At 74.8% G+C, this 21,635-nt stretch carries 20 protein-coding genes; 6 read left to right on the top strand and 14 right to left on the bottom strand.

Features of this window, described 5'->3' with window-relative positions; all coding sequences use genetic code 11:
• Window positions 1–36 precede the first annotated feature (36 nt).
• Both ACI79V_RS08090 and ACI79V_RS08085 read left to right on the top strand, forming a co-directional pair.
• Entirely contained in the window at window positions 37–1,482 is a 1,446-nt protein-coding gene (locus tag ACI79V_RS08090) for a gamma-aminobutyraldehyde dehydrogenase (protein ID WP_456888170.1), read from the top strand.
• Window positions 1,483–1,693: 211 nt separating this feature from the next.
• Entirely contained in the window at window positions 1,694–2,563 is an 870-nt protein-coding gene (locus tag ACI79V_RS08085) for an endonuclease domain-containing protein (RefSeq protein ID WP_456888168.1), read from the top strand.
• Between the two features lie 107 nt (window positions 2,564–2,670).
• Here the strand turns inward: ACI79V_RS08085 and ACI79V_RS08080 are convergent, their stop codons facing one another.
• Window positions 2,671–3,762 (bottom strand): pyridoxal-phosphate-dependent aminotransferase family protein, encoded by a 1,092-nt coding sequence (locus ACI79V_RS08080; RefSeq protein ID WP_456888166.1) that lies wholly within the window; start codon window positions 3,760–3,762, stop codon window positions 2,671–2,673.
• Window positions 3,763–3,796: 34 nt separating this feature from the next.
• Here ACI79V_RS08080 and ACI79V_RS08075 point away from each other — a divergent pair, with 34 nt between their 5' ends.
• Window positions 3,797–4,312: an ASCH domain-containing protein gene (locus ACI79V_RS08075; RefSeq protein WP_456888164.1), complete on the top strand. Its 516-nt coding sequence runs from the start codon at window positions 3,797–3,799 to the stop codon at window positions 4,310–4,312.
• A 24-nt stretch (window positions 4,313–4,336) separates the two neighbouring features.
• Here the strand turns inward: ACI79V_RS08075 and aspS are convergent, their stop codons facing one another.
• From aspS to ACI79V_RS08055, 4 genes are all read right to left on the bottom strand, one after another.
• Window positions 4,337–6,112: an aspartate--tRNA ligase gene (gene aspS, locus ACI79V_RS08070; RefSeq protein WP_456888162.1), complete on the bottom strand. Its 1,776-nt coding sequence runs from the start codon at window positions 6,110–6,112 to the stop codon at window positions 4,337–4,339.
• Between the two features lie 30 nt (window positions 6,113–6,142).
• On the bottom strand, window positions 6,143–7,123 hold the full coding sequence (locus ACI79V_RS08065; protein WP_456888161.1) for an aldo/keto reductase: 981 nt from the start codon (window positions 7,121–7,123) through the stop codon (window positions 6,143–6,145).
• Complete coding sequence (gene hisS / locus ACI79V_RS08060) at window positions 7,123–8,376, bottom strand: histidine--tRNA ligase (RefSeq protein ID WP_456888280.1); 1,254 nt, start codon at window positions 8,374–8,376, stop codon at window positions 7,123–7,125. Before hisS ends, ACI79V_RS08065 begins: the two co-directional genes overlap by 1 nt.
• Before the next feature lie 82 nt (window positions 8,377–8,458).
• Window positions 8,459–9,154 (bottom strand): MBL fold metallo-hydrolase, encoded by a 696-nt coding sequence (locus ACI79V_RS08055; protein WP_456888159.1) that lies wholly within the window; start codon window positions 9,152–9,154, stop codon window positions 8,459–8,461.
• A gap of 170 nt (window positions 9,155–9,324) precedes the next feature.
• Between ACI79V_RS08055 and ACI79V_RS08050 the strand changes: the two genes are divergently transcribed.
• Genes ACI79V_RS08050 through ACI79V_RS08040 form a run of 3 tightly spaced genes read left to right on the top strand, consistent with a single transcriptional unit; the run spans window position 9,325 to window position 11,527 of the window.
• The gene (locus ACI79V_RS08050) at window positions 9,325–10,155 is read left to right on the top strand and encodes a peptidylprolyl isomerase (RefSeq protein WP_456888157.1); all 831 of its coding nucleotides are present in this window, start codon (window positions 9,325–9,327) and stop codon (window positions 10,153–10,155) included.
• The gene (locus ACI79V_RS08045; protein ID WP_456888155.1) at window positions 10,152–10,880 is read left to right on the top strand and encodes a peptidylprolyl isomerase; all 729 of its coding nucleotides are present in this window, start codon (window positions 10,152–10,154) and stop codon (window positions 10,878–10,880) included. The genes ACI79V_RS08050 and ACI79V_RS08045 overlap by 4 nt, the downstream gene beginning before the upstream one ends.
• Complete coding sequence (locus tag ACI79V_RS08040; RefSeq protein WP_456888153.1) at window positions 10,877–11,527, top strand: class I SAM-dependent methyltransferase; 651 nt, start codon at window positions 10,877–10,879, stop codon at window positions 11,525–11,527. Before ACI79V_RS08045 ends, ACI79V_RS08040 begins: the two co-directional genes overlap by 4 nt.
• Window positions 11,528–11,530: 3 nt before the next feature.
• Here ACI79V_RS08040 and ACI79V_RS08035 read toward each other — a convergent pair whose 3' ends face one another.
• From ACI79V_RS08035 to ACI79V_RS07995, 9 genes are all read right to left on the bottom strand, one after another.
• Window positions 11,531–14,050 carry a RelA/SpoT family protein gene (locus tag ACI79V_RS08035; RefSeq protein ID WP_456888151.1) on the bottom strand — a complete coding sequence of 840 codons (2,520 nt, stop codon included), beginning with the start codon at window positions 14,048–14,050 and terminating at the stop codon, window positions 11,531–11,533.
• An 89-nt stretch (window positions 14,051–14,139) separates the two neighbouring features.
• Entirely contained in the window at window positions 14,140–14,727 is a 588-nt protein-coding gene (locus ACI79V_RS08030; RefSeq protein WP_456888150.1) for an adenine phosphoribosyltransferase, read from the bottom strand.
• A gap of 19 nt (window positions 14,728–14,746) precedes the next feature.
• Window positions 14,747–16,174, bottom strand: coding sequence for a protein translocase subunit SecF (gene secF, locus ACI79V_RS08025; protein ID WP_456888148.1), 1,428 nt, complete (start codon window positions 16,172–16,174; stop codon window positions 14,747–14,749).
• A complete protein-coding gene (gene secD, locus ACI79V_RS08020; RefSeq protein WP_456888146.1) occupies window positions 16,171–17,841 on the bottom strand; it encodes a protein translocase subunit SecD in 1,671 nt (556 codons plus the stop codon). The genes secF and secD overlap by 4 nt, the downstream gene beginning before the upstream one ends.
• A gap of 11 nt (window positions 17,842–17,852) precedes the next feature.
• Complete coding sequence (locus ACI79V_RS08015; RefSeq protein WP_456888141.1) at window positions 17,853–18,230, bottom strand: preprotein translocase subunit YajC; 378 nt, start codon at window positions 18,228–18,230, stop codon at window positions 17,853–17,855.
• Window positions 18,231–18,402: 172 nt separating this feature from the next.
• The gene (gene ruvB / locus ACI79V_RS08010; protein ID WP_456877129.1) at window positions 18,403–19,527 is read right to left on the bottom strand and encodes a Holliday junction branch migration DNA helicase RuvB; all 1,125 of its coding nucleotides are present in this window, start codon (window positions 19,525–19,527) and stop codon (window positions 18,403–18,405) included.
• Window positions 19,524–20,165 carry a Holliday junction branch migration protein RuvA gene (ruvA, locus tag ACI79V_RS08005; RefSeq protein ID WP_456888138.1) on the bottom strand — a complete coding sequence of 214 codons (642 nt, stop codon included), beginning with the start codon at window positions 20,163–20,165 and terminating at the stop codon, window positions 19,524–19,526. Before ruvA ends, ruvB begins: the two co-directional genes overlap by 4 nt.
• Window positions 20,162–20,728 (bottom strand): crossover junction endodeoxyribonuclease RuvC, encoded by a 567-nt coding sequence (gene ruvC, locus ACI79V_RS08000; protein ID WP_456877127.1) that lies wholly within the window; start codon window positions 20,726–20,728, stop codon window positions 20,162–20,164. Before ruvC ends, ruvA begins: the two co-directional genes overlap by 4 nt.
• Window positions 20,729–20,810: 82 nt before the next feature.
• Window positions 20,811–21,563, bottom strand: a complete 753-nt coding sequence (locus tag ACI79V_RS07995) for a YebC/PmpR family DNA-binding transcriptional regulator (protein ID WP_456877126.1) — start codon at window positions 21,561–21,563, stop codon at window positions 20,811–20,813.
• Window positions 21,564–21,635: the final 72 nt, after the last annotated feature.

The following is a 21,635-nucleotide window of genomic DNA, read 5'->3' as shown; positions in this document are numbered from 1 at the left end:
CGGATCAGCACCGATGACCGACGAGAGGGACCCCGAGTGAGCGAGAAGCTCGAACTGCGCAACGTCGTCGGCGGGGAGCACGTCGACACCGCCGACGGCCGCCGGATGGACCTCGTCGACCCGTCCACCGGGGAGGTGTTCGCCTCCGCGCCGGTGTCGGGCCCCGAGGACGTCGACCGCGCCTACCGGGTGGCCGCCGACGCGTTCGAGACCTGGCGGGACACCACCCCCTCGGAGCGGCAGCAGGCGCTGCTCAAGCTGGCCGACGCGGTGGAGGAGCACGCCGAGGAGCTCGTGGCGCTGGAGAGCCGCAACACCGGCAAGCCGCTCGGGCTGACCGCCTCGGAGGAGATCCCCCCGATGGTCGACCAGATCCGGTTCTTCGCCGGTGCCGCCCGCACGCTGGAGGGCAAGGCGGCCGCGGAGTACATGAAGGGGCACACCAGCTTCATCCGGCGCGAGCCCATCGGCGTCGTCGGCCAGGTGACCCCGTGGAACTACCCGATGATGATGGCGGTCTGGAAGATCGCCCCGGCGCTGGCGGCGGGCAACACCGTCGTCCTCAAGCCCTCGGACACCACGCCGGTCACCACGCTGCGGCTGGCCGAGCTGGCCGCCGAGATCCTGCCGCCGGGCGTGCTCAACGTCGTCTGCGGCGACCGCGACACCGGCCGGGCGCTCGTGGAGCACCGGACGCCGCAGCTGGTGGCGATCACCGGGTCGGTCCGCGCCGGCATGGAGGTCGCCGGCGCCGCGGCCAAGGACGTCAAGCGGGTGCACCTCGAGCTCGGCGGCAAGGCGCCGGTCGTGGTCTTCGACGACGCCGACCTCGAGGCCGCGGCCGAGGCGATCGCCGTCGCCGGCTACTTCAACGCCGGGCAGGACTGCACCGCCGCCTCCCGGGTGCTGGCCGGCCCCGGGATCCACGACGACTTCGTCGCGGCGCTGACCGAGCAGGCCCGCAACACCGCCACCACCTACGAGAAGGGCGCCGGCGACGAGGACGCCCTGGTGCCGCCGGTGAACAACGCCAACCAGCTGGCGCACGTCACCGGGTTCCTCGACCGCGCGCCCGACCACGCCGAGGTCACCACCGGTGGGCACCGGCTGGGCGACCGGGGCTTCTTCGTCGAGCCGACCGTGGTGGCGGGCCTGCGGCAGGACGACGAGATGGTGCAGCGGGAGGTCTTCGGCCCGGTCATCACCGTGCAGCGGTTCACCGACGAGGACGAGGCGGTGCGCTGGGCCAACGGCGTCGAGCTGGGTCTGGCCTCCAGCGTGTGGACGAGGGACTTCGGCCGCGCGATGCGCATGAGCAAGCGGCTGGACTTCGGCTGCGTGTGGATCAACACCCACATCCCGCTGGTCGCCGAGATGCCGCACGGCGGGTTCAAGCACTCCGGCTACGGCAAGGACCTCTCGCTGTACGGCCTGGAGGACTACACCCGCGTCAAGCACGTCATGGCCAACATCGAGTCCTGACCACCCGACGAGGGGCCCCGGTCCACCCGGACCGGGGCCCCTCGTCGTCCTCGTGTCCGGGCCGAGTGAGCACCTGCGGTCGACGACACGCGCCGGCGCGCCGCGGGCGGCGACCACGACTGCGCAGTCGCGTGGATCCACAGCCGCAGCGTCCGTCCACCGGTGACCGGCGCCCCCGGCCACCGCCCGCCGTCGCGGTCAGCGTCGGTGCGTGACCAGACACCTGCTCCCGCCGATCTACACCCGCGCCGCGGCCGACGTCGCCGAGCTGACCCGCGCGCAGCTCGCGGGGGACGGCGTGCGGGTCACCCGCGGCGCCTTCGTCTCCCGGTCGGTCCCGCTGACGACGGCGAACGCCGCCCGTGCCGCGCTCGCCGTCCTGCCCGAGGGCGCGGTCGCCTCCCACCGGACCGCGGCCGTCCTGCTGGGCGCACCGCTCCGGGCGTCGTGGCCGCTCGAGTTCGCGGTGCGGCCGGGGGTGTACCGGGCGCGCCGGCAGCGCGTCCGCGTCCACGTCCGGGACCTGACCGCCCAGGACGAGGTCCGGTGTACGGGGATCCCGGTCACCAGCGGTCCGCAGACCTGGCTGGACCTGGCCGCCCGGATGTCGGGTCAGGAGCTGGTCGCCGTCGGGGACGCCCTGTACCGGGCCGGGCACCTCGATGCCGCGGCGCTCGCCGAGCGGCTCGAGCGGGCGGACGGAGTCCGCGGGGTGGTCCGGGCGCGGGAGTGCGCTCCCCTGCTGACGCCGCTGGCGGCGTCCCGGCCGGAGAGCCTGATCCGCTACTGGCTGGTCAGCAGCGAGCTGCCCGACCCCGTCCCACAGCTCCCCGTCGTCGACCGCGGAGGACGCACCGTGGCGCACGCGGACCTCGGCTACGAGCAGTGGCAGGTCGCGCTGGAGTACGAGGGGCGCCACCACGCCGGACGGCGCCAGTTCCGGCGCGACCTCGACCGGTACACGCTGATGGCCGCGCACGGATGGCTGGTCCTGCGCTTCGGGGAGGACGACCTGGGTCGCCGGGACCAGGTGCTGTCCCGGGTGGCCGGAGCCCTCCGGAGCCGGGGCGCCCGGTGGTGACCGCGGGCCGAGTGCGCAGTCCTGGTCGACGACACGGGCCGACGCGCCGGGCGCCGCGACCACGACTGCACACTCAGCCGGCGGAGGGACGGGTCACGAGCACGCGCTCAGCGGCCCAGCACCTCGCGCAGCGCGGCCAGCACCAGCGCGACCTTCTCCGGAGCGGCGTTGGGCCCCATGAGCCCGATCCGCCAGACCGACGTCGCGTAGGCGCCCACCCCGCCGCCGATCTCGAGGTCGTAGCGCTCGAGCAGCTCCTTGCGCACGGCCGCGGAGTCGACGCCGTCGGGCACGCGGACGGTGGTCAGCTCCGGCAGCCGGTGCCCCTCGGGGGCGAAGAGCTCCAGGCCCATCGCCTGCAGGCCCTCGGCCAGCAGCCGGCCGGCCTCGGTGTGCCGCGCGTGGACGGCGTCGAGGCCCTCGTCGAGGATCCGGCCGAGGCCGGCGTGCAGCGAGACGACCATCCCGGTCGGTGCGGTGTGGTGGTACGTGCGGCCGCCGGACCCGGCGGCCTCGCCGGCGTAGCCCCCGAGCATGCCGAGGTCGAGGTACCAGCTCTGCGGCTTCTCGATCCGCCGCTCCCACGCGCGGTCAGAGATGGTGAACGGTGCGAGGCCGGGCGCGACGCCCAGGCACTTCTGCGAGCCGGAGTAGGCCAGGTCCACGCCCCACTCGTCGAGCCGCACGGGGATGCCGCCGAGGGAGGTGACGCAGTCGGCCAGCAGCAGCGCGTCGCCCTTGCCGGCGGCCAGCGGCTCCAGGTCCGAGCGCACCCCGGTCGAGGTCTCGGCGTGCACGGCGGCGATCAGCTTGGGCGCGGGGTGCGCGGCGAGCACCCGCTCGGGGTCGACCGGCTGCCCCCACTCGTGGTCGACCCGCACCACCTCGGCGCCGCAGCGCGAGGCGACGTCGACCATCCGCTCGCCGAACAGGCCGTTGACCGCCACGACGACGACGTCGCCGGGGCCCACCGTGTTCACGAACGACGCCTCCATGCCCGCCGACCCGGTGGCCGACAGCGGCAGCGTGCGCCGGTTGGTGGTGCCGAACAGCGTGCGCAGCCGCTCGGAGGTCTCGTCGAGGATGCCGAGGAACACCGGGTCGAGGTGCCCGAGCAGCGGCTGCCCGAGGGCGACCGTCGCCTCGGGGTAGGGGTTGGACGGACCGGGACCGAGCAGGGTGCGGGCGCGCAGCGGCATGCCCGGGACGCTACCGAGACGAGGAGGACCGCACATGGTCACCGACGACGCACCGGGCGCGCTGCGCCGCGAGGAGGCCGCCGCGATGTGGCGGGAGTACGCCGCGACCCGGCCGGCGGGCGGCCCGCCCGAGGACGAGCCGCCCGTCGAGCGCTTCGGCGACAGCCGGTCCCTGGCCGACGAGCTCATCGCACTCGTGCTCGCCGGCACGAAGCGGGCCACCGCCGGCCTGGTCGGCGACTTCGCGCGCGAGGGCGAGCCGCTCCCCCGCATCGGCGGGTACTGGATCGCCTGCGACGGCGACGGGCGGCCCCGGGCGGTGCTGCGCTCGACCGAGCTGCGGGTCGGCCGGCTCGACAGCGTCGACGACGCCTTCGCCTGGGACGAGGGCGAGGGGGACCGCACCCGCGAGGACTGGCTCCACGGCCACCTGCGCTACTTCACCCGCACCCTGGCCGCTCTCGGCCAGGACTGGGACGAGGAGCTCGAGGTGGTGTTCGAGCGGTTCCGCGTCGTGTGGCCGCAGGAGGTGGCCGACCGGGCCGGCTGAGCCGGCCCTGCCGGCCCGGTCGGCTCAGTGCGCCGGGTTCGTGGGCCCGGGGGCGCCGGGCTCGCCGGGCAGGGCCGGCTCGTCGGCGACGGCGTCGATGCCGGCCTCCTTGCGCTGCGCGTCGGTGATCGGCGTGGGCGCGCCGGTCAGCGGGTCGTACCCGGCGCCGGTCTTGGGGAAGGCGATGACCTCGCGGATCGAGTCGACCCCGGCCAGCAGCGCGGTGAGCCGGTCCCACCCGAGCGCGGCACCGGCGTGCGGCGGCGGGCCGTAGGCGAAGGCCTCGAGGAAGAAGCCGAACCGCTCGCGGGCCTCCTCGCGGGACATGCCGAGGGTCTCGAACACCCGCTCCTGCAGCTCGGGGTCGGCGATCCGGACCGAGCCGCTGGCCAGCTCGTTGCCGTTGACGACCAGGTCGTAGGCGTCGGAGAGCGCCGCGCCCTTGTCCTCGGCGAACCGGTCGCGCCACTCCGGCGTGGGCGAGGTGAACGGGTGGTGCATGAACGTCCAGTCGCCGTCCTCGGTCTGCTCGAACATCGGGAAGTCGACGACGAACAGGAACGACCAGGTGCCCGGCTCGACCAGCTCCAGCCGCCGGGCGATCTCGTTGCGGGCCGCCCCGAGCAGCTCCTGGGAGGACCGGCGCGGGCCGGCGGCGAAGAACACGCAGTCCCCCGGCTGCGCCCCCACGGCCTCGACCAGCCCGGAGCGCTCGGCGTCGGAGATGTTCTTCGCCACCGGGCCGCCGAGCGTGCCGTCCTCGGCGACGGTCACGTAGGCCAGGCCGCGGTAGCCCCGCGAGCGGGCCCAGTCCTGCCAGGCGTCGAAGGCGCGGCGCGGCTGCGAGCCGCCGCCGGGCATGACCACCGCGCCCACGTAGGGCGCCTGGAACACGCGGAACGGCGTGTCGGCGAAGAACCCGGTCAGCTCGGTGAGCTCGATGCCGAACCGCAGGTCGGGCTTGTCCGACCCGAACCGGTCCATCGCCTCGCGGTAGGTCATCCGCGGGATCTCGGGGACCTCGTGCGAGGCCAGCTCCCGCCACAGCGCGCGGACGACGTCCGCGACGACGGCGAGCACGTCGTCGCGCTCGACGAAGCTCATCTCGAAGTCCAGCTGGGTGAACTCCGGCTGCCGGTCGGCGCGGAAGTCCTCGTCCCGGAAGCAGCGGGCGATCTGGTAGTAGCGCTCCAGCCCGCCGATCATCAGCAGCTGCTTGAACAGCTGCGGCGACTGCGGCAGCGCGTACCACTTGCCCGGCTGCAGCCGCACCGGCACGAGGAAGTCGCGGGCGCCCTCGGGCGTGGACCGGGTCAGGTCGGGCGTCTCCACCTCGACGAAGCCGTGCTGCGCCATCACGCCGCGGGCGATCCGGTTGACCTCGCTGCGCAGCCGGATGATCCGGGCCGGGCCCTGCCGGCGCAGGTCGAGGTAGCGGTACTTGTAGCGGACGTCGTCGGAGGCGGCCTGGTCGGTCTCGATCGGGAACGGCAGCGGCGCCGCCGGCGAGAGCACCCGCAGCTCGGCGGCGGCCACCTCGATCTCACCGGTGGGCAGCTCGGGGTTCTCGTTGCCGGCCGGCCGCTGCCGGACCTCCCCGGTCACCAGCACGCAGAACTCGTTGCGGAGGGCGTGCGCCTCCTCCTCGCGGACGACGACCTGCACGTAGCCCGAGGCGTCGCGGAGGTCGACGAAGACGACGCCGCCGTGGTCGCGCCGGCGGGCCACCCAGCCGGCGAGGGTGACGGTGGAACCGGCGTCGGACGCGCGCAGCGTGCCGGCGTCGTGGGTGCGGAGCACAGGGGTCTCTCTCTCAGGGGATGGGAGGTGTCACCAGCGGTCGTGGACGTGCTGCCGGATGCGCTCGTCGTAGAGCCGCTCGAGGTCGGCCAGCTCGGCGTCGGTGAGCGGCGGGAGGTCGGCGGCGGCGACGTTCGACCGCACCTGCTCCACCGAGCGGGCACCGGGGATGACGCAGGTGACGCCGGGCTGCTGGACCACCCAGCGCAGCGCCACCTGGGCCGGCACCCGGTCGCCGCAGATCGCGGTGAACTCCCGCGCGGCGGCGACGCCGACCTCGTAGGGCACGCCGGAGAAGGTCTCGCCGACGTCGAAGGCCTCGCCGTGGCGGTTGTAGTTCCGGTGGTCGTCGGCGCCGAACGTCGTCGACTCGCTGTACCTCCCCGACAGCAGGCCGCTGGCCAGGGGCACCCGGGCCAGCACGCCGACGCCGGCCGCGGCGGCCGCGGGCAGCAGCTCCTCGAGCGGCTTGCGGCGGAAGACGTTGAGGATCACCTGGATCGACTGCACGCCGGGGTGCTCGAGCGCGGTCAGCCCCTCGGCGACGGTCTCCACCGACACGCCGTAGGCGGCGATCGCGCCGTCGGCGACCATGGCGTCGAGCGCGTCGTACACCCGCTGGTCGGAGTACACGGCCGTCGGCGGGCAGTGCAGCTGCACCAGGTCGAGGGTGTCGACGCCGAGGTTGCGCCGCGACCGGTCGACCCAGGCCCGCAGGTTCTCCGGGGTGTACTGCGCGGCCTCGAAGGGGTCGGCGCGGCGGCCGGCCTTGGTGGCCACGAACGGCCGCTCCGAGCGGGCGGCCAGCGCCTTGCGGATGCGCTCCTCGCTGCGGCCGTCGCCGTAGACGTCGGCGGTGTCGAGCAGCGTCACGCCGGCGTCGAGGGCGGCGTCGAGCACACCCGCGGCGGCGTCCTCGTCGACGTCGCCCCAGTCACCGCCCAGCTGCCAGGTGCCCAGGCCGACGACGGAGACCTCCGCGCCGGTCCGTCCCAGGGGTCGGGTCTCCATCACGCACTCACCGCCGTCCGCAGCGCCTCGAACAGGTCACCCACGGGGACGGCGCGCTGCTCCCCCGTGCGCAGGTCCTTCAGCTGGCCGACGCCCTCGGCCAGGTCCCGCTCGCCGATGACGACCGCGTGCGAGGCACCCGACCGGTCGGCGGCCTTCATCGCGCCCTTGAGCCCGCGGTCGCCGTAGACGGTGTCCGCGGACACGCCGGCCTCGCGCAGCCGGCCGACCAGGCGGACCGCCAGCCGCTTGGCGTCGGCACCCAGCGGCACGACGAACGCCTGCACCCCGGGGGCCGCGGCGACGTCGAGCCCCTCCGCCTGCACCGCCAGCAGCGTCCGGTCGACGCCGACGGCGTACCCGATGCCGCTCACGTCCGGCCCGCCGAGCGCCGCGGACAGCCCGTCGTAGCGCCCGCCGCCGCCGATCGCCGACTGCGCGCCCAGCCCGTGGTGGACGAACTCGAACGTCGTCTTCGTGTAGTAGTCCAGCCCGCGCACCAGCCGGGGCGCCTCGGTCCAGGTCACGCCGAGGTCGGTGAGGTGCTGGCGGACGGCGTCGTAGTGCGCCCGCGTGGCGTCCGACAGGTGGTCGACCATGAGCGGGGCGTCGTCGAGCTGGGCCTGCACCTCGGGCCGCTTGTCGTCGAGCACCCGCAGCGGGTTGATCTCCGCCCGGCGGCGGGTCTCCTCGTCGAGGTCGAGCTTCGCCAGGTACTCGACCAGCCGATCCCGGTACGGCGGCCGGTCGGTCGCGTCGCCGAGCGAGGTGAGCAGCAGCTCGAAGTCGGTGAGCCCGAGGTCGCGGAAGCCCTGCACGCCCAGCGCCACGACCTCGGCGTCCAGCGCGGGGTCGTCGACGCCGAGGGCCTCCATGTCGACCTGGGTGAAGTGCCGGTAGCGGCCGGCCTGCGGGCGCTCGTAGCGGAACGCCGAGCCGACCGTCCACAGCTTCACCGGCAGCGGTCCGGTGTGCAGCCGGTGCTCGATGAACGCCCGCATCAGCCCGGCGGTGAGCTCGGGGCGCAGCGTCAGCGAGCGGCCGCCGCGGTCGTCGAAGGTGTACATCTCCTTGGTCACGACGTCGGTGGACTCCCCCACGCCGCGGGAGAAGACCTCGGTGTGCTCGAACACCGGCGTCTCGACGTAGCCGTACCCGGCGCGCCGCAGCGGTGCGGTGAGCGTGTCGCGGACGGCGAGGAAGCGCGCCGACTCCGGCGGCAGGACGTCGAAGGCGCCCTTGGGCGCGGTCATCCCGCTCACGACGTCATCCCTCCTCGCTCCGCTCGGCTGTTCGCTCCGCTCCTCGCTCGCCGGCGCTCGCTGCGATGCTCACTCACAGGCCCCGGCCCTTCGGCGCGGCGCCTTCCCCGGCGGCGGCCTCGGCCAGGTAGGGGTTGGTGGCCCGCTCGCGGCCGACCGTCGTCGCCGGGCCGTGGCCGGGCAGCACGACGGTGTCGTCGTCGAGGGGCAGCACGACGTCGCGCAGCGAGCGGAGCATGTCCGGCCACGACCCGCCGGGCAGGTCGACCCGGCCCACCGACCCGGCGAACAGCACGTCGCCGGCGAGCAGCCCGGGGGCCTCCCCCAGGTCCAGGGTGAACACGACCGAGCCGCGGGTGTGCCCGGGCGCGTGCCGGACGGTGAGCTCCACCCCGGCCAACGACAGCACGGCGCCGTCGTCGAGGGGCCGGACCCCCGCCGGGTCGGGCAGCCGGACGCCCGCCACCAACGGCGCCAGCGCCGGGCCGTGCCAGCGGGCGGGGTCGGCCAGCATCCCGGAGTCCTCCGGGTGCAGGTAGGCGGGGATGTCGTAGCCGTCGCACACCGGCAGGACCGAGAAGGTGTGGTCGAGGTGGCCGTGGGTGAGGACCACCGCGACCGGCTTGAGCCCGTCCTCGGCGAGCATCCGCGCCAGCGGCTCGACGGCGTCCATGCCGGGGTCGACCACGACGCACTCCGACCGCGGCCCGGGAGCGACGGCGTAGCAGTTGGTCGCGAAGGCGCCGGCCGGGAACGAGCGGATGAGCACCCGTGCAGGTTACGCGCGCCGTTCGCAGCGCCCCTGCGGTCCGGCGGACCGGCGTCCCCAGGTCGGCCACCTACACTCGCGGATCGACCAGCGGGGTGACCGGGTGGTGCGGCCGGGGGGCCGTGACCGCGCCCCGCGGAGCAGCCGTCCGTCCGAGGAGTGTCCGACCCGTGCCGACCAACAAGCAGCGGCGGGTTGCCGCGCAGCGCCGCCTGCAGCGGCAGCTCGAGCGCCGTGCCGAGCTGGCCCGCAAGCGCCGCCGCAACCTGCTCGTCGTGGTGACCGTGCTCGCCGTCGTCCTGGTGGGCGGCGCGGTCTCGCTCGTCGCCGGCTTCGGTGGCGGCGACGAGGACCCGAGCACCGCGGAGGCCGCGACCAGCACCAGCGCGGCGCCGACGACGCCCGGGGTCGTCGACGGCAGCGACGGCACCTGCGACTGGACCCCGGCCGACACCGCGAGCAACCCCGACCTGCGCGGCGACACCGGCACCCCGCCCGCCGAGGTCGTCCCGACCGGGACCACGGCGGTGAGCATCACCACCAACGTCGGCCCGATCGGGCTCACCCTCGACAACGCCAACGCCCCGTGCGGGGTGGCGAGCATGGTCTACCTGGCGCAGCAGGGCTACTTCGACGGCACGGTCTGCCACCGGGAGACCGACTCCGAGGGCCTCAGGGTGCTGCAGTGCGGCGACCCCAGCGGCACCGGCCGCGGCGGGCCGGCCTACCAGTTCCCGACCCAGGTGAGCGGCGACGAGACCTACCCGCGCGGCACGGTCGCGATGGCCAACAGCGGGCAGGGCTTCGACGGCAGCCAGTTCTTCCTGGTGTGGGGCGACAGCCAGCTGCCGCCGAACTACACCGTGCTGGGCACCATCGACGAGGCGGGCCTGGCCACGCTCGACACCGTCGCCGCCGCCGGCAACGACGGCAGCAACGGCCCCGGCGACGGCGCGCCGACGCAGGAGGTCCGCATCGAGTCCCTCACCGTCGCCGCGTGACCTCCCGGCTGCGCGCCGGGGCGCGCACCGGCGCGGCGGTCCCGCTGGCCGTGCTGTCGCTGGCCGCCTGCACCGGCACCGTCGCGGGGACGGCCTCGCCGGCCGCGGGCAGCGGCGGCGGGAGCGCGGCGGACCCGGCCGGGACGACGGCGACCTGCGACTGGATCGCCGCCCGGTCGGGCAACCCCTACGCCGTCGACGTCGACCCGCCGGCCACCGAGGTTCCCGCCGAGGGCACCGCGGACCTGCGCATGACGACGTCGCTGGGCGAGCTGGTCCTCACGCTCGACCGGGCCGGCGCGCCGTGCGCGGCGGCGAGCATGCTGCACCTGGCCGGCCTGGGCTTCTTCGACGGCTCGGCGTGCCACCGGGAGGTCGACACCCAGGGCCTGCAGGTGCTGCAGTGCGGCGACCCCACCGGCACCGGCGCGGGCGGGCCCACCTACGCCTTCCCCACCGACGTCGACGGCGACGAGACCTACCCGCGCGGCACCGTGGCGATGGCCAACAGCGGGCAGGGCCTCGACGGCAGCCAGTTCTTCCTGGTGTGGGGCGACAGCACGCTGCCGCCGGACTACACCGTCGTCGGCACGATCGACGACGCCGGGCTGGCCGTGCTCGACGTCGTCGCGGCCAACGGCAACGACGGCTCGCTAGACCCCTCCCCCGGCGGCGGCGCCCCGACCGTGCCGGTCACCATCGTGTCCATGACCCCGGCCACGTGACGACCCGACCCGATCCCTACGCCGGGTTCCCCGCAGGCTTCTTCTCCCGGGCCGACGAGCGGCCCGACGCCGAGTTCTACGGCCCGCCGCGGCTGGTCACCCACATCGACGACGCCGCGATCGCCGCCGTCGGCGACCTCTACGCCGAACTGGGCATCGACGGGTCGGCGCCCGCCCCGGTGCGGGTGCTCGACCTCATGTCGTCGTGGGTCTCGCACTTCCGCACGCCGCCGGCCGAGCTGGTGGTGCTCGGCATGAACGCCGCCGAGCTGGCGGCCAACCGCGCCGCCACCGAGCGGGTGGTGCACGACCTCAACGCGGACCCGCGGCTGCCGCTGCCCGACGCGGACGTCGACGCCGCCGTCTGCTGCGTGTCGATCGACTACCTGACGCGGCCGGTCGAGGTGCTCGCCGAGGTGGCCCGGGTGCTGCGCCCGGGCGGGCCGCTGGCGGTGACCTTCTCCAACCGGTGCTTCCCGACCAAGGCGGTGCGCGGCTGGCTGCTCACCTCCGACGAGCAGCACGGGGAGCTGGTCGCCGAGCTCGTCCGGCGCACCAGGCGCTTCACCGAGCCGCAGGTGTCGCTGCGCACCGCGCCCGGCACCGGCGACCCGCTGTGGGCCGTCGTCGCCCGCCGGCCGGCCTGACCGTTATGCGGTGACGCGCTCGACGTCGAAGACGCCGTCGACGTTGCGGACCGCCTGCAGCACCGCGCCGAGGTGCGCCGGGTCGGCCAGCTCGAAGGTGAACCGGCTGATCGCCACCCGGTCGCGGCTGGTCTGCACCGACGCCGACAGGATGTTGACCCGCTCGTCGGCCAGGACCTTGGTGACGTCGGAGAGCAGCCGGTGCCGGTCGAGCGCCTCCACCTGGATCGAGACGAGGAACACCGACCCGGGGTGGCTGGCCCAGTCGACCTCGACCAGCCGCTCGCTCTTGCGGCGCAGGTCGGCGGCGTTGGTGCAGTCGGTGCGGTGCACGCTCACCCCGCCGCCGCGGGTGACGAAGCCCAGGATGTCGTCGCCGGGGACCGGGGTGCAGCACTTGGCGAGCTTGGCCCACACGTCGTTCATGCCGTGCACGACGACGCCCGGGTCGCCGCTGCCGGTGCGCCGGGAGACCGTCCGGCGGGTGGGGATCGCGGTCTCGGCGATGTCCTCGACCGCGCCCTCGGCGCCGCCCAGCGCGGTCATCAGCTTCTCGACGATCGACGCCGCCGAGATCTGGTTCTCCCCCACCGCGGCGTAGAGCGCCGTGACGTCGGCGTAGCGCAGGTCCTTGGCCAGCGTGGCCAGGGCGTCGCCGCCGAGCAGCCGCTGCAGCGGCAGCCCGGCCTTGCGCATGGCGCGGGTCAGCGCCTCCTTGCCGGCCTCGACGGCGTCGTCGCGCCGCTCCTTGGTGAACCACTGCCGGATCTTGGTGCGCGCCCGGGAGGACCCGACGAAGCCCAGCCAGTCCTTCGACGGCCCGGCCGTGGGCGAGCGGGAGGTGAAGATCTCGACGACGTCGCCGTTGGCGAGGTTGCTGTCCAGGCTGACCAGCGCGCCGTTGACCCGGGCGCCGATGCAGCGGTGGCCGACCTCGGTGTGGACCGCGTAGGCGAAGTCGACCGGCGTCGCCCCGCCGGGCAGGCTGACGACGTCGCCCTTGGGCGTGAAGACGAAGACCTCCTGCGGCCCGAGGTCGTAGCGCAGGGTCTCGAGGAACTCGCCGGGCTCCTGGGCCTCCCGCTGCCAGTCGAGGAGCTGGCGCAGCCAGAGCATGTCGTCGGGGGTGCCGACCTTGCTGGCGCCGAACTCGCCGGGCCCGGGGCGGCCGCCGCTGCGCGCCTTCTCCTTGTACTTCCAGTGCGCGGCGATGCCGTACTCGGCGGTGCGGTGCATGTCGTGCGTGCGGATCTGCAGCTCGACCGGCTTGCCGTGCGGGCCGATCACCGTCGTGTGCAGCGACTGGTACATGTTGAACTTCGGCATCGCGACGAAGTCCTTGAACCGCCCGGGCACCGGCTGCCAGTGCGCGTGCATGATGCCCAGCGCGGCGTAGCAGTCGCGGACGGTGTCGACCAGGATCCGGATGCCCACCAGGTCCCAGATGTCGGTGAAGTCCCGGCCGCGGACGATCATCTTCTGGTAGATCGAGTAGTAGTGCTTGGGCCGGCCGGTGACGACCGCCGGGATGCCCGCGGCCTTGAGCTGCTCGGTCACCGCGGCGGTGACCTCGGCGAGGTAGGTGTCCCGGGACGGCGCCCGCTCGGCGACCAGCCGGACGATCTCGTCGTAGCGCTTGGGGTAGAGCGTGGCGAACGCGAGGTCCTCGAGTTCCCACTTGATCGTGTTCATGCCCAGGCGGTGGGCCAGCGGGGCGAGGATCTCCAGCGTCTCGCGCGCCTTCTTCTCCTGCTTCTCCGGCGGGAGGAAGCGCAGCGTGCGCATGTTGTGCAGGCGGTCGGCGAGCTTGATGACCAGCACCCGGGGGTCGCGGGCCATCGCCACGATCATCTTGCGGATCGTCTCGGCCTGGGCGGCGTCGCCGAGCTTCACCTTGTCGATCTTGGTGACCCCGTCGACGAGGTGGGCGACCTCGGGGCCGAAGTCGGCGCTGATCGCCTCGAGCGTCTTGCCGGTGTCCTCGACGGTGTCGTGCAGCAGCGCGGCCACCAGCGTCGTGGTGTCCATCCCCAGCCCGGCCAGGACGGTGGCCACGGCCAGCGGGTGGGTGATGTAGGGGTCGCCGCTCTTGCGCTTCTGGGAGGCGTGCGCGGCCTCGGCGACGTCGTAGGCGCGCTGCAGCAGCGCGAGGTCGGCCTTGGGGTGGCTCTGCCGGTGCAGCGCGGCCAGCGGCTCGAGGACCGGGCGGACCACGGCGCTGCGCTGGCCGGTGACGATGCGGCGGGCCAGCCGGTCGCGGACCCGCCGCGGGCGCGGCGACCCGGTCCCGCCCTCCTCCGGCGGCTCGCTGCCGACGTCGTCGGGGCGGCGCACCAGCGGACGCCCGGCCGGTGCGGAGCGCTGCTCCGCCGCCGGGTCCTGGGGCGCGGTGTGCTGGAGCGCGGTGTCCTGGCGGGCGGGGTCCGGCTCCGGGGTCGGCGCCGCGGGACCGGGCCCGGCCGGGCCGGTCGCCTGCTCGGGCCGCGCGCCAGCCACGCGGGTGGCGGGCGCGTCGGGGGCCACGGGGACTCCTGCCGGCAGACGAGGGAGGACCTCTCCCATGCTAGCCGGGCCGGGTCACGGAACGGCCTCCGCAGGGCCGGTGCTCCCCCTCAGGTGGTCCAGAGGGCGTGCACCGGGTGCGGGACCAGCCGCTCCCGTCCGCCGAGGGCGGTCAGCTCGATGACCACGGAGACCGCGGTGACGACGGCGCCGAGCTCCTCCACCAGCGCGACGGAGGCGGCGAGCGTGCCCCCGGTGGCCAGCACGTCGTCGACCAGCAGCACCCGCTGGCCGCGGTGCAGCGAGTCGGTGTGCATCTCGATGGTCGCGGTGCCGTACTCCAGCGCGTAGTCCGCGGTGACGCGGTCCCGCGGCAGCTTGCCGGCCTTGCGGACCGGCACCACGCCGACGCCGGCCTGCAGCGCCACCGCCGCGGCGAGCAGGAACCCGCGCGCCTCCACGCCCACGACGACGTCGAAGCCCGGGTCGCCGGGCACGCCGTCGTCGACGTGCGCCACCGCGGCCGCCCGCGGGTCCTCCAGCGCGGGCGCGGCCAGCCCCTCGACCACGCGGCGGAAGACCGGGCCGTCGGCGAAGACCGGCGTCAGGTCGCGGAAGACCACCCCGGGGGTCGGGAAGTCCGGGACCTCGACGGCCAGCCCGGCGATGAGCTCGTCGAGCGGGACGGTGCCCGTCACCGTCGCTCCTCGCCCCGTGTCACCGTCGTTTCTTCGTGCCCGACCGCGGGCCCGGCCGCTGCGGCCGCTGGCCGGGGCGCGGGGCGGCCGTCGCCCCGCGCGGGCCGGGACGGCGCGCGGGCTCCGGGCCCACCGACGCCGGCGACTCCACGACCACGTCGGCCTCGGCGGGACCGAACGCGTCGACGTCCCGCTCGGCGAGGGCCACGCCCCCGGCGCGGCCGGCGCCGCGGTTGCGGCGGGCGCTGGCCACCGGGCCGGCGGCCACGCGGGCACCGGTGCGGGCGGCGGCCGACCGGCGGGCGAGCACCCGGCGGCGCAGCGCCTGCACCTCCGGCTCGCGCTCCTTGAGGTCGGCGACGATCGGGGTGGCCAGGAAGATCGACGAGTACGCGCCTGCGGCCAGGCCGACGAACAGCACCAGCGCGAGGTCCTTGAGCGTGCCGACGCCGAGCAGGCCCGCCCCGACGAACAGCAGGCCGGCGACCGGCAGCAGCGCGATGACCGAGGTGTTGATCGAGCGCATGAGGGTCTGGTTGACCGCCAGGTTCGCCGCCTCGCCCCAGGTCATGCGGGCCGTCTTCTCCAGGTCGCGGGTGTTCTCGTCGACCTTGTCGAAGACGACGACGGTGTCGTACAGCGAGAACCCGAGGATGGTGAGCAGGCCGATGACCGTCGACGGCGTGACCTCGAACCCGACCAGCGAGTACACCCCGGCGGTGACCACCAGGTCGTGCAGCAGGGCGACGATCGCGCCGACCGCCATCTTGGGCTGGAACCGGATGGCCAGGAACGCGATGACCGCGACGAGGAAGACCGCCAGCGCCAGCAGCGCCTGGTCGGTGATGTCCTGCCCCCACTCGGCGCTCACCGACTCGGGGCTGACCTGGTCGGGCGCCACCCCGGCGGCGTCGGCGACGGCGTCGACGACCGCCCGCTCTCCCTCGTTGTCCAGGGCGCCGGTGCGCAGCAGGATCTCGTCGCCGCCGACCACCTGGGCCGAGGCGACGTCGGCGCCCGCGTCGGTGGCGGCCTGGCGGACCTCCTCGAGCTGCTCGATCCCGCCGGCCACCCGGAAGCTGTTGCCCCCGGCGAAGTCGATGCCGAAGTTGAAGCCGCGGAACAGCATCGAGGCGACGCAGACGAGCACGACGACGGCGGTGATCTTGTAGATCAGCCGGCTGCGGCCGACGACGTCGAGCCCGGCCTCGCCGTTGTAGAGGCGGTGCGCCAGCGACGCCCGGTGCGGCGGGCGCCGGGTGGTGCCGTCCTGCCCCTCGGCGGGCAGGCCGGCGTCGGCCAGCGCGAGGTCTCCGGCGGCCTGGCCGGCCGCGGCGGCGTCCTCCGCGGCGTCGACCCCGGCGGCGCGCGCCTCGTCGGCCTCGGTGCCGACCGGGACCTCGCGCTCCCGGTCGTCGGCGGTGTCGCGGTCCTGCTCGCGGCTCATGCCTGGCTCCTGTCCTGGGACGCGCGGGCGCCGCTGCCGGCGCCGACCAGCTCGCGGTCGGCGCGGGCCTGCGGGGCGGCGGACCGGCGCGAGCGGTCGACCCGGCCGAGACCGGAGAACCGGCTCCGGCTGAAGGCCGGGAAGCGGGCCAGCACCGCCATCAGCGGGTGGGTGAAGAGGAAGACGACGACCAGGTCGAGCACCGTGGACAGACCCAGGGTGAACGCGAAGCCCTTCACGTCGCCGATGGCCAGCCAGTACAGGATGGCCGCGGCCAGGAAGCTGACCGCGTCGGCCGAGAGGATGGTCCGGCGGGCGCGGACCCAGGCCCGCGGCACGGCCGAGCGCAGGCTGCGGCCCTCGCGGATCTCGTCCTTGAGCCGCTCGAAGTACACGACGAACGAGTCGGCGGTGATGCCGATCGCGACGATGAACCCGGCGATGCCGGCCAGGCTCAGGGTGAACCCGATCTCGCGGCCCAGCAGCACCAGGCTGGCGTAGACCACGACCGCCGAGAGCACCAGGCTGGCGATCATCACCAGGCCCAGCAGCCGGTAGTAGACCAGCGCGTAGACGAAGACCAGCGCGATGCCGATGGCCCCGGCGATCAGGCCGGCCCGCAGCTGCTCGGAGCCGAGCTCGGTGGAGATCGACTCCGCGGTGGCCTGGGTGAAGGTCAGCGGCAACGCGCCGTAGCGGAGCTGGTTGGCCAGTTCCTCGGCGCTCTCCTGGTCGAACTGGCCGGTGATCGTCGTCTGGCCGTTGATGGCGCCCTGGATGGTGGGCGCGGAGACCACCCGGCCGTCGAGGGTGAAGGCGACGTTGCTGCCGACGTTGGCGGCCGTGTACTCGGCCCAGGTGGCCCGGCCCTCGCTGTTGAAGTCGAGCAGCACGACCCACTCGCCGGTGGTGGGCTGGGTGCCGGCGGAGGCGTCGGCGATCTCGGTGCCCTCGATGATCGTCGGGCCGAGGAGGTACTTCTGGGTGCCGTCCTCGCTGCACGCCGCGACGTGGTCGTCGGGGCGGGCGACCTCGCCGGCGGTGTCCTCGGGCGCGCAGGTCAGCGTGGCGTACTCGGCCGCGGCCTCCTCCTGGGTCACCGCGGGACGGTCGGTGTCGAGCGCGGGGTCGCTGATCGCCTCGTCACCGGGCGCCGCCGAGTCCGTGGCCGCCGCGGAGTCCGTCGGGGCCGCCGAGTCCGTGGGCGCCGCCGAGTCCGTCGGGGCCGCCGAGTCGGTGGGGGCCGCCGGGTCGGTCGGCGTGGCCTCGTCGGTGGTCTCGGCCGGGGCCGCCGTCTCCGGGCCGGTGATCACCGGCCGGAAGCGCAGCTGGGCGGTCTGGCCGAGCTCGCGCGCCTGCTCGCCGCTGTCACCGGGCACCGAGATGACGATGTTGGACTCGCCCTCGGTGACCACCTCGGCCTCGGCCACGCCGAGACCGTTGACCCGCTGCTCGATGATCTGCCGGGCGAGCTCGAGGTCCTCGGGAGCCGGCGCCTGCCCGTCGGGGGTGCGGGCGGTCAGCGTCACCGTGGTGCCGCCGCGCAGGTCCAGGCCGAGCTGGGGGGTGCGGTCGCTGCCGGTGAGGAAGATGAGGCCGTACATGACGGCCACGATCAGGAAGAAGGCGCCGAAGTAACGGCTCGCGGGCAGGGCGCGGTTGGCCACCGGACGCCCCGTCAGAGGGTCTTGCCGGAGGAACCGTCACCGCGCCGGTCGTCCCGGGCGGACGTCTCGTCCACCGAGGGGTCGACCGCCGGGTCCACCACCGTCTCGCCGGTGACGACCGGGCCGGGGACCTCCCCGGCCGGCGGGCGCACCTGCAGGACCGCCTGCCGGGCGTAGGTGACGACGACACCCGGGGCGATCTCGACCTGGACGGTGGCCGGGTCGTCGAGGCTCGCCACCGTGGCGTGCACGCCCCCGGCCATGATGACCGGGACGCCGATCGCCAGCGCCGACTGCGTCTGGTTCTGCTGGCGCTTGCGGGCCCGCGCCGGCAGGACGACCAGGGCCACGAAGGCCAGCACGAGCAGGAGCAGGGGGAACAGTTCCACGACGGTGGTGCCTCTCTACCGCGCCGGGTGCACGCGGTCGGTGCGGCCCGGGTCGGGACCGCTCGGGTACGTCGGTCGAGGCGCGCGGGCCGGCCCCCGCCGACACCGGGTCGCGGAGCCGGGACCCGAACGGCCCGGCGAGGGGCCGACTTGCGCGCCAGCGCCGATCAGTCTAGGCGTCGAAGAGCGGTTCCGACGACGAACCCGGGTCACGCGGGGCGGCTGTGACACCTCCGAGGGGGATCCCGCCGCGCGGCAGCGGCCGGCCGAGGTGCCGCCAGGCCGCCTCGGTGGCCACCCGCCCGCGGGGCGTGCGGGCCAGCAGGCCGGCGCGCACGAGGAACGGCTCGCACACCTCCTCCACGGTGTGCGGCTCCTCCCCCACCGCGACGGCGAGGGTGCTCACGCCCACCGGGCCGCCGTTGAAGCGGGCGACCAGCGCCTCGAGCACCGCCCGGTCGAGCCGGTCGAGCCCGAGCTCGTCGACGTCGTAGAGCGCCAGCGCGGCCCGCGCGACGGCCCGGGTCACCCGGCCGTCGGCCTCCACCTCGGCGTAGTCGCGCACCCGGCGCAGCAGCCGGTTGGCGATGCGCGGGGTGCCCCGGGAGCGGCCCGCGATCTCGGCCGAGCCGTCGTCGGTGAGCTCGACGCCGAGCAGGTCGGCGCTGCGGGCGAGCACCTGCTGCAGCTCGGCGGGCTCGTAGAACTCCATCTGGCCGACGAAGCCGAACCGGTCGCGCAGCGGGCCGGTGAGCAGGCCGGCCCGGGTGGTCGCGCCGACGAGGGTGAACGGGTTGATCTCCAGCGGGATGGCGGTGGCGCCGGGCCCCTTGCCGACGACGACGTCGACCCGGAAGTCCTCCATCGCCATGTACAGCAGTTCCTCGGCCGGCCGCGCGATGCGGTGGATCTCGTCGATGAACAGCACGTCGCCGGGGCCGAGGTTGGACAGCATCGCCGCGAGGTCGCCGGAGCGCTCGATCGCCGGACCGCTGGTGATCTTCACCGAGGTGCCCAGCTCCGAGCCGATGATGAGCGCGAGGCTGGTCTTGCCCAGGCCGGGCGGGCCCGACAGCAGCACGTGGTCCGGCGGCCGGCCCCGGCGCTTGGCGCCCTCGAGCACCAGCGCGAGCTGGCGGGCCACCTTGGGCTGGCCGATGAAGTCGGTCAGCGAGTGCGGGCGCAGCGCCGACTCGACGACCCGCTCCTCGTCACCGGCCTGCGGCGAGACGCCGAGGTCGCGGCCGATGCCCGAGGCCACCTCCCCGGTCAGCGACCGGTCGAACGGCCCGCTCACGACCGGCCCAGCAGCTGCAGCGCCTGGCGCAGGAGCAGCGCGACGTCGACCCGGCCGGTGCCGGTGAGCTGCTCGTCGGCGACCGGCGCGAGCGCGGTGAGCGCGGTGTCGGCCTCGCGGCTGGACCAGCCCAGGCCCACCAGCGCGGCGGTGAGCTGGTCGCGCCAGGGCGCCACCGGGGTGACCGGCGCGGCGCCCGCCGGCAGCGCGCCGCCGTCGAGCTGGGTGTCGGTGGTGGTGGAGCCCAGCCGGTCGCGCAGCTCGAGGATCAGCCGCTCCGCGCCCTTCTTGCCGATGCCGGGCACCTGGGTGAGCGCCTTGACGTCGGCCATCGACACCGCGCGGCGCACCTCGCGCGGCGGGTGGATGGCCAGCACCGCCTGGGCCAGCCGCGGGCCGACCCCGTTGGCCGTCTGCAGCAGCTCGAACAGCTGGCGCTCGTCGTCGTCGGCGAAGCCGTAGAGGGTCAGGGAGTCCTCGCGGACGACGAGGCTGGTGGCCAGCCGGGCCTGCTCCCCCACCACGAGCCGGGCGATGGTGCCCGGCGTGCACTGCACCGACAGGCCGACCCCGCCGACCTCGACCACCGCGCCGTCGGGCCCGACCGCCGCCACCCGGCCGTTGACGCTCGCGATCACCGGGACACCCCCTGCCAGCGCGGCAGCGTCCGCTGCACCACCGGTGCGCCGATGCCGCCGGCGATCGCCGCGCTGCGCAGCCGCTGCTGCGCCGGGCCGCGCCAGACGTGGCAGACCGCCAGGGCGAGCGCGTCGGCGGCGTCGGCCGGCTTGGGGGCGGCCGCGAGGCCCAGCACCCGGGTGACCATGAGGGTGACCTGCTCCTTGTCCGCGCGGCCGCTGCCGGAGATGGCCGCCTTGACCTCGCTGGGCGTGTGCCAGGCGACCGGCCGGTCGGCCTGCGCGGCGGCCAGCGCCGCCACGCCCGCCGCCTGGGCGGTGCCGGTGGCGGTGCCCTTGTTGTTCTGGGTGAAGACCCGCTCGATGGCCACGACGTCGGGCCGGTGCTCGCGCAGCAGCGCCGTCACCTGGGTGTGCAGCTCCAGCAGCCGCAGCTCCAGGTCGAGGTCGGCGGAGCTGCGGATGACGCCCACCCCGACGGCCTCCGGCCGGGCGCCGGGACGGCCGTCGACGACGCCCCACCCGCACCGGGTGAGCCCCGGGTCGATGCCGAGGACCCGCATGGACGCCTCCCGATGACCGAACTGGTGTTCGACCGAGGCTAACCGGCCCGTGCGACGAGAGGGCGCGACACGCGGGCCGTCGTCAGCCCACCTTCTCGAGCACCTCGTCGGAGACGTCGTAGTTGGCGTAGACGTTCTGCACGTCGTCGCAGTCCTCGAGGGCGTCGATGAGGCGGAACACCTTGCCGGCGCCCTCCTCGTCGAGCTCGACGGTGACGCTGGGGACGAAGCCGGCCTCGGCCGAGTCGTAGTCGATGCCGGCGTCCTGCAGGGCGGTGCGCACCGCGACCAGGTCGGTGGGCTCGCAGACGACCTCGAGGGTGTCGCCGAGGTCGCGGACCTCCTCGGCGCCGGCGTCGAGGACGGCCAGGAGCACGCTGTCCTCGTCGACGCCGTCGGACTTGGGCACGACGACGACGCCCTTGCGGGTGAACAGGTAGGACACCGAGCCCGGGTCGGCCATGGAGCCGCCGTTGCGGGTCATCGCGGTGCGCACCTCGGAGGCGGCGCGGTTGCGGTTGTCGGTGAGGCACTCGACGAGCACCGCGACACCGCCGGCGGCATAGCCCTCGTAGGTGATGTTCTGGTAGTCGGTGCCCCCGGCCTCGGCGCCCGACCCGCGCTTGACCGCGCGGTCGATGTTGTCGTTGGGGACCGAGGACTTCTTCGCCTTCTGGATGGCGTCGTAGAGCGTCGGGTTGCCCGCCGGGTCACCGCCGCCGGTGCGTGCCGCGACCTCGACGTTCTTGATCAGCTTGGCGAACAGCTTGCCGCGCTTGGCGTCGATCGCGGCCTTCTTGTGCTTGGTGGTCGCCCACTTGGAATGGCCGCTCACGGCTGTCCTCCTCGTCCCGGGCGCCCGGCACCGGCACCCGGGCGCACCGGTCGATCCTACCGGCGGCCCGCC

The organism is Geodermatophilus sp. SYSU D00700 (assembly GCF_054050255.1).
The sequence above is the reverse complement of the archived record's forward strand: the minus strand, read 5'-3'. Positions and strand labels throughout refer to the sequence as shown.

Bases quoted from the DNA above. Each gene is read 5' to 3' on its own strand.
- ACI79V_RS08080 (WP_456888166.1), bottom strand. From the start codon at position 3,762: ATGCCGCTGCGCGCCCGCACCCTGCTCGGTCCCGGTCCGTCCAACCCC.
- ACI79V_RS08075 (WP_456888164.1), top strand. From the start codon at position 3,797: ATGGTCACCGACGACGCACCGGGCGCGCTGCGCCGCGAGGAGGCCGCC.
- ACI79V_RS08065 (WP_456888161.1), bottom strand. From the start codon at position 7,123: ATGGAGACCCGACCCCTGGGACGGACCGGCGCGGAGGTCTCCGTCGTC.
- hisS (WP_456888280.1), bottom strand. From the start codon at position 8,376: ATGACCGCGCCCAAGGGCGCCTTCGACGTCCTGCCGCCGGAGTCGGCG.
- secF (WP_456888148.1), bottom strand. From the start codon at position 16,174: ATGAGCCGCGAGCAGGACCGCGACACCGCCGACGACCGGGAGCGCGAG.
- ruvC (WP_456877127.1), bottom strand. From the start codon at position 20,728: ATGCGGGTCCTCGGCATCGACCCGGGGCTCACCCGGTGCGGGTGGGGC.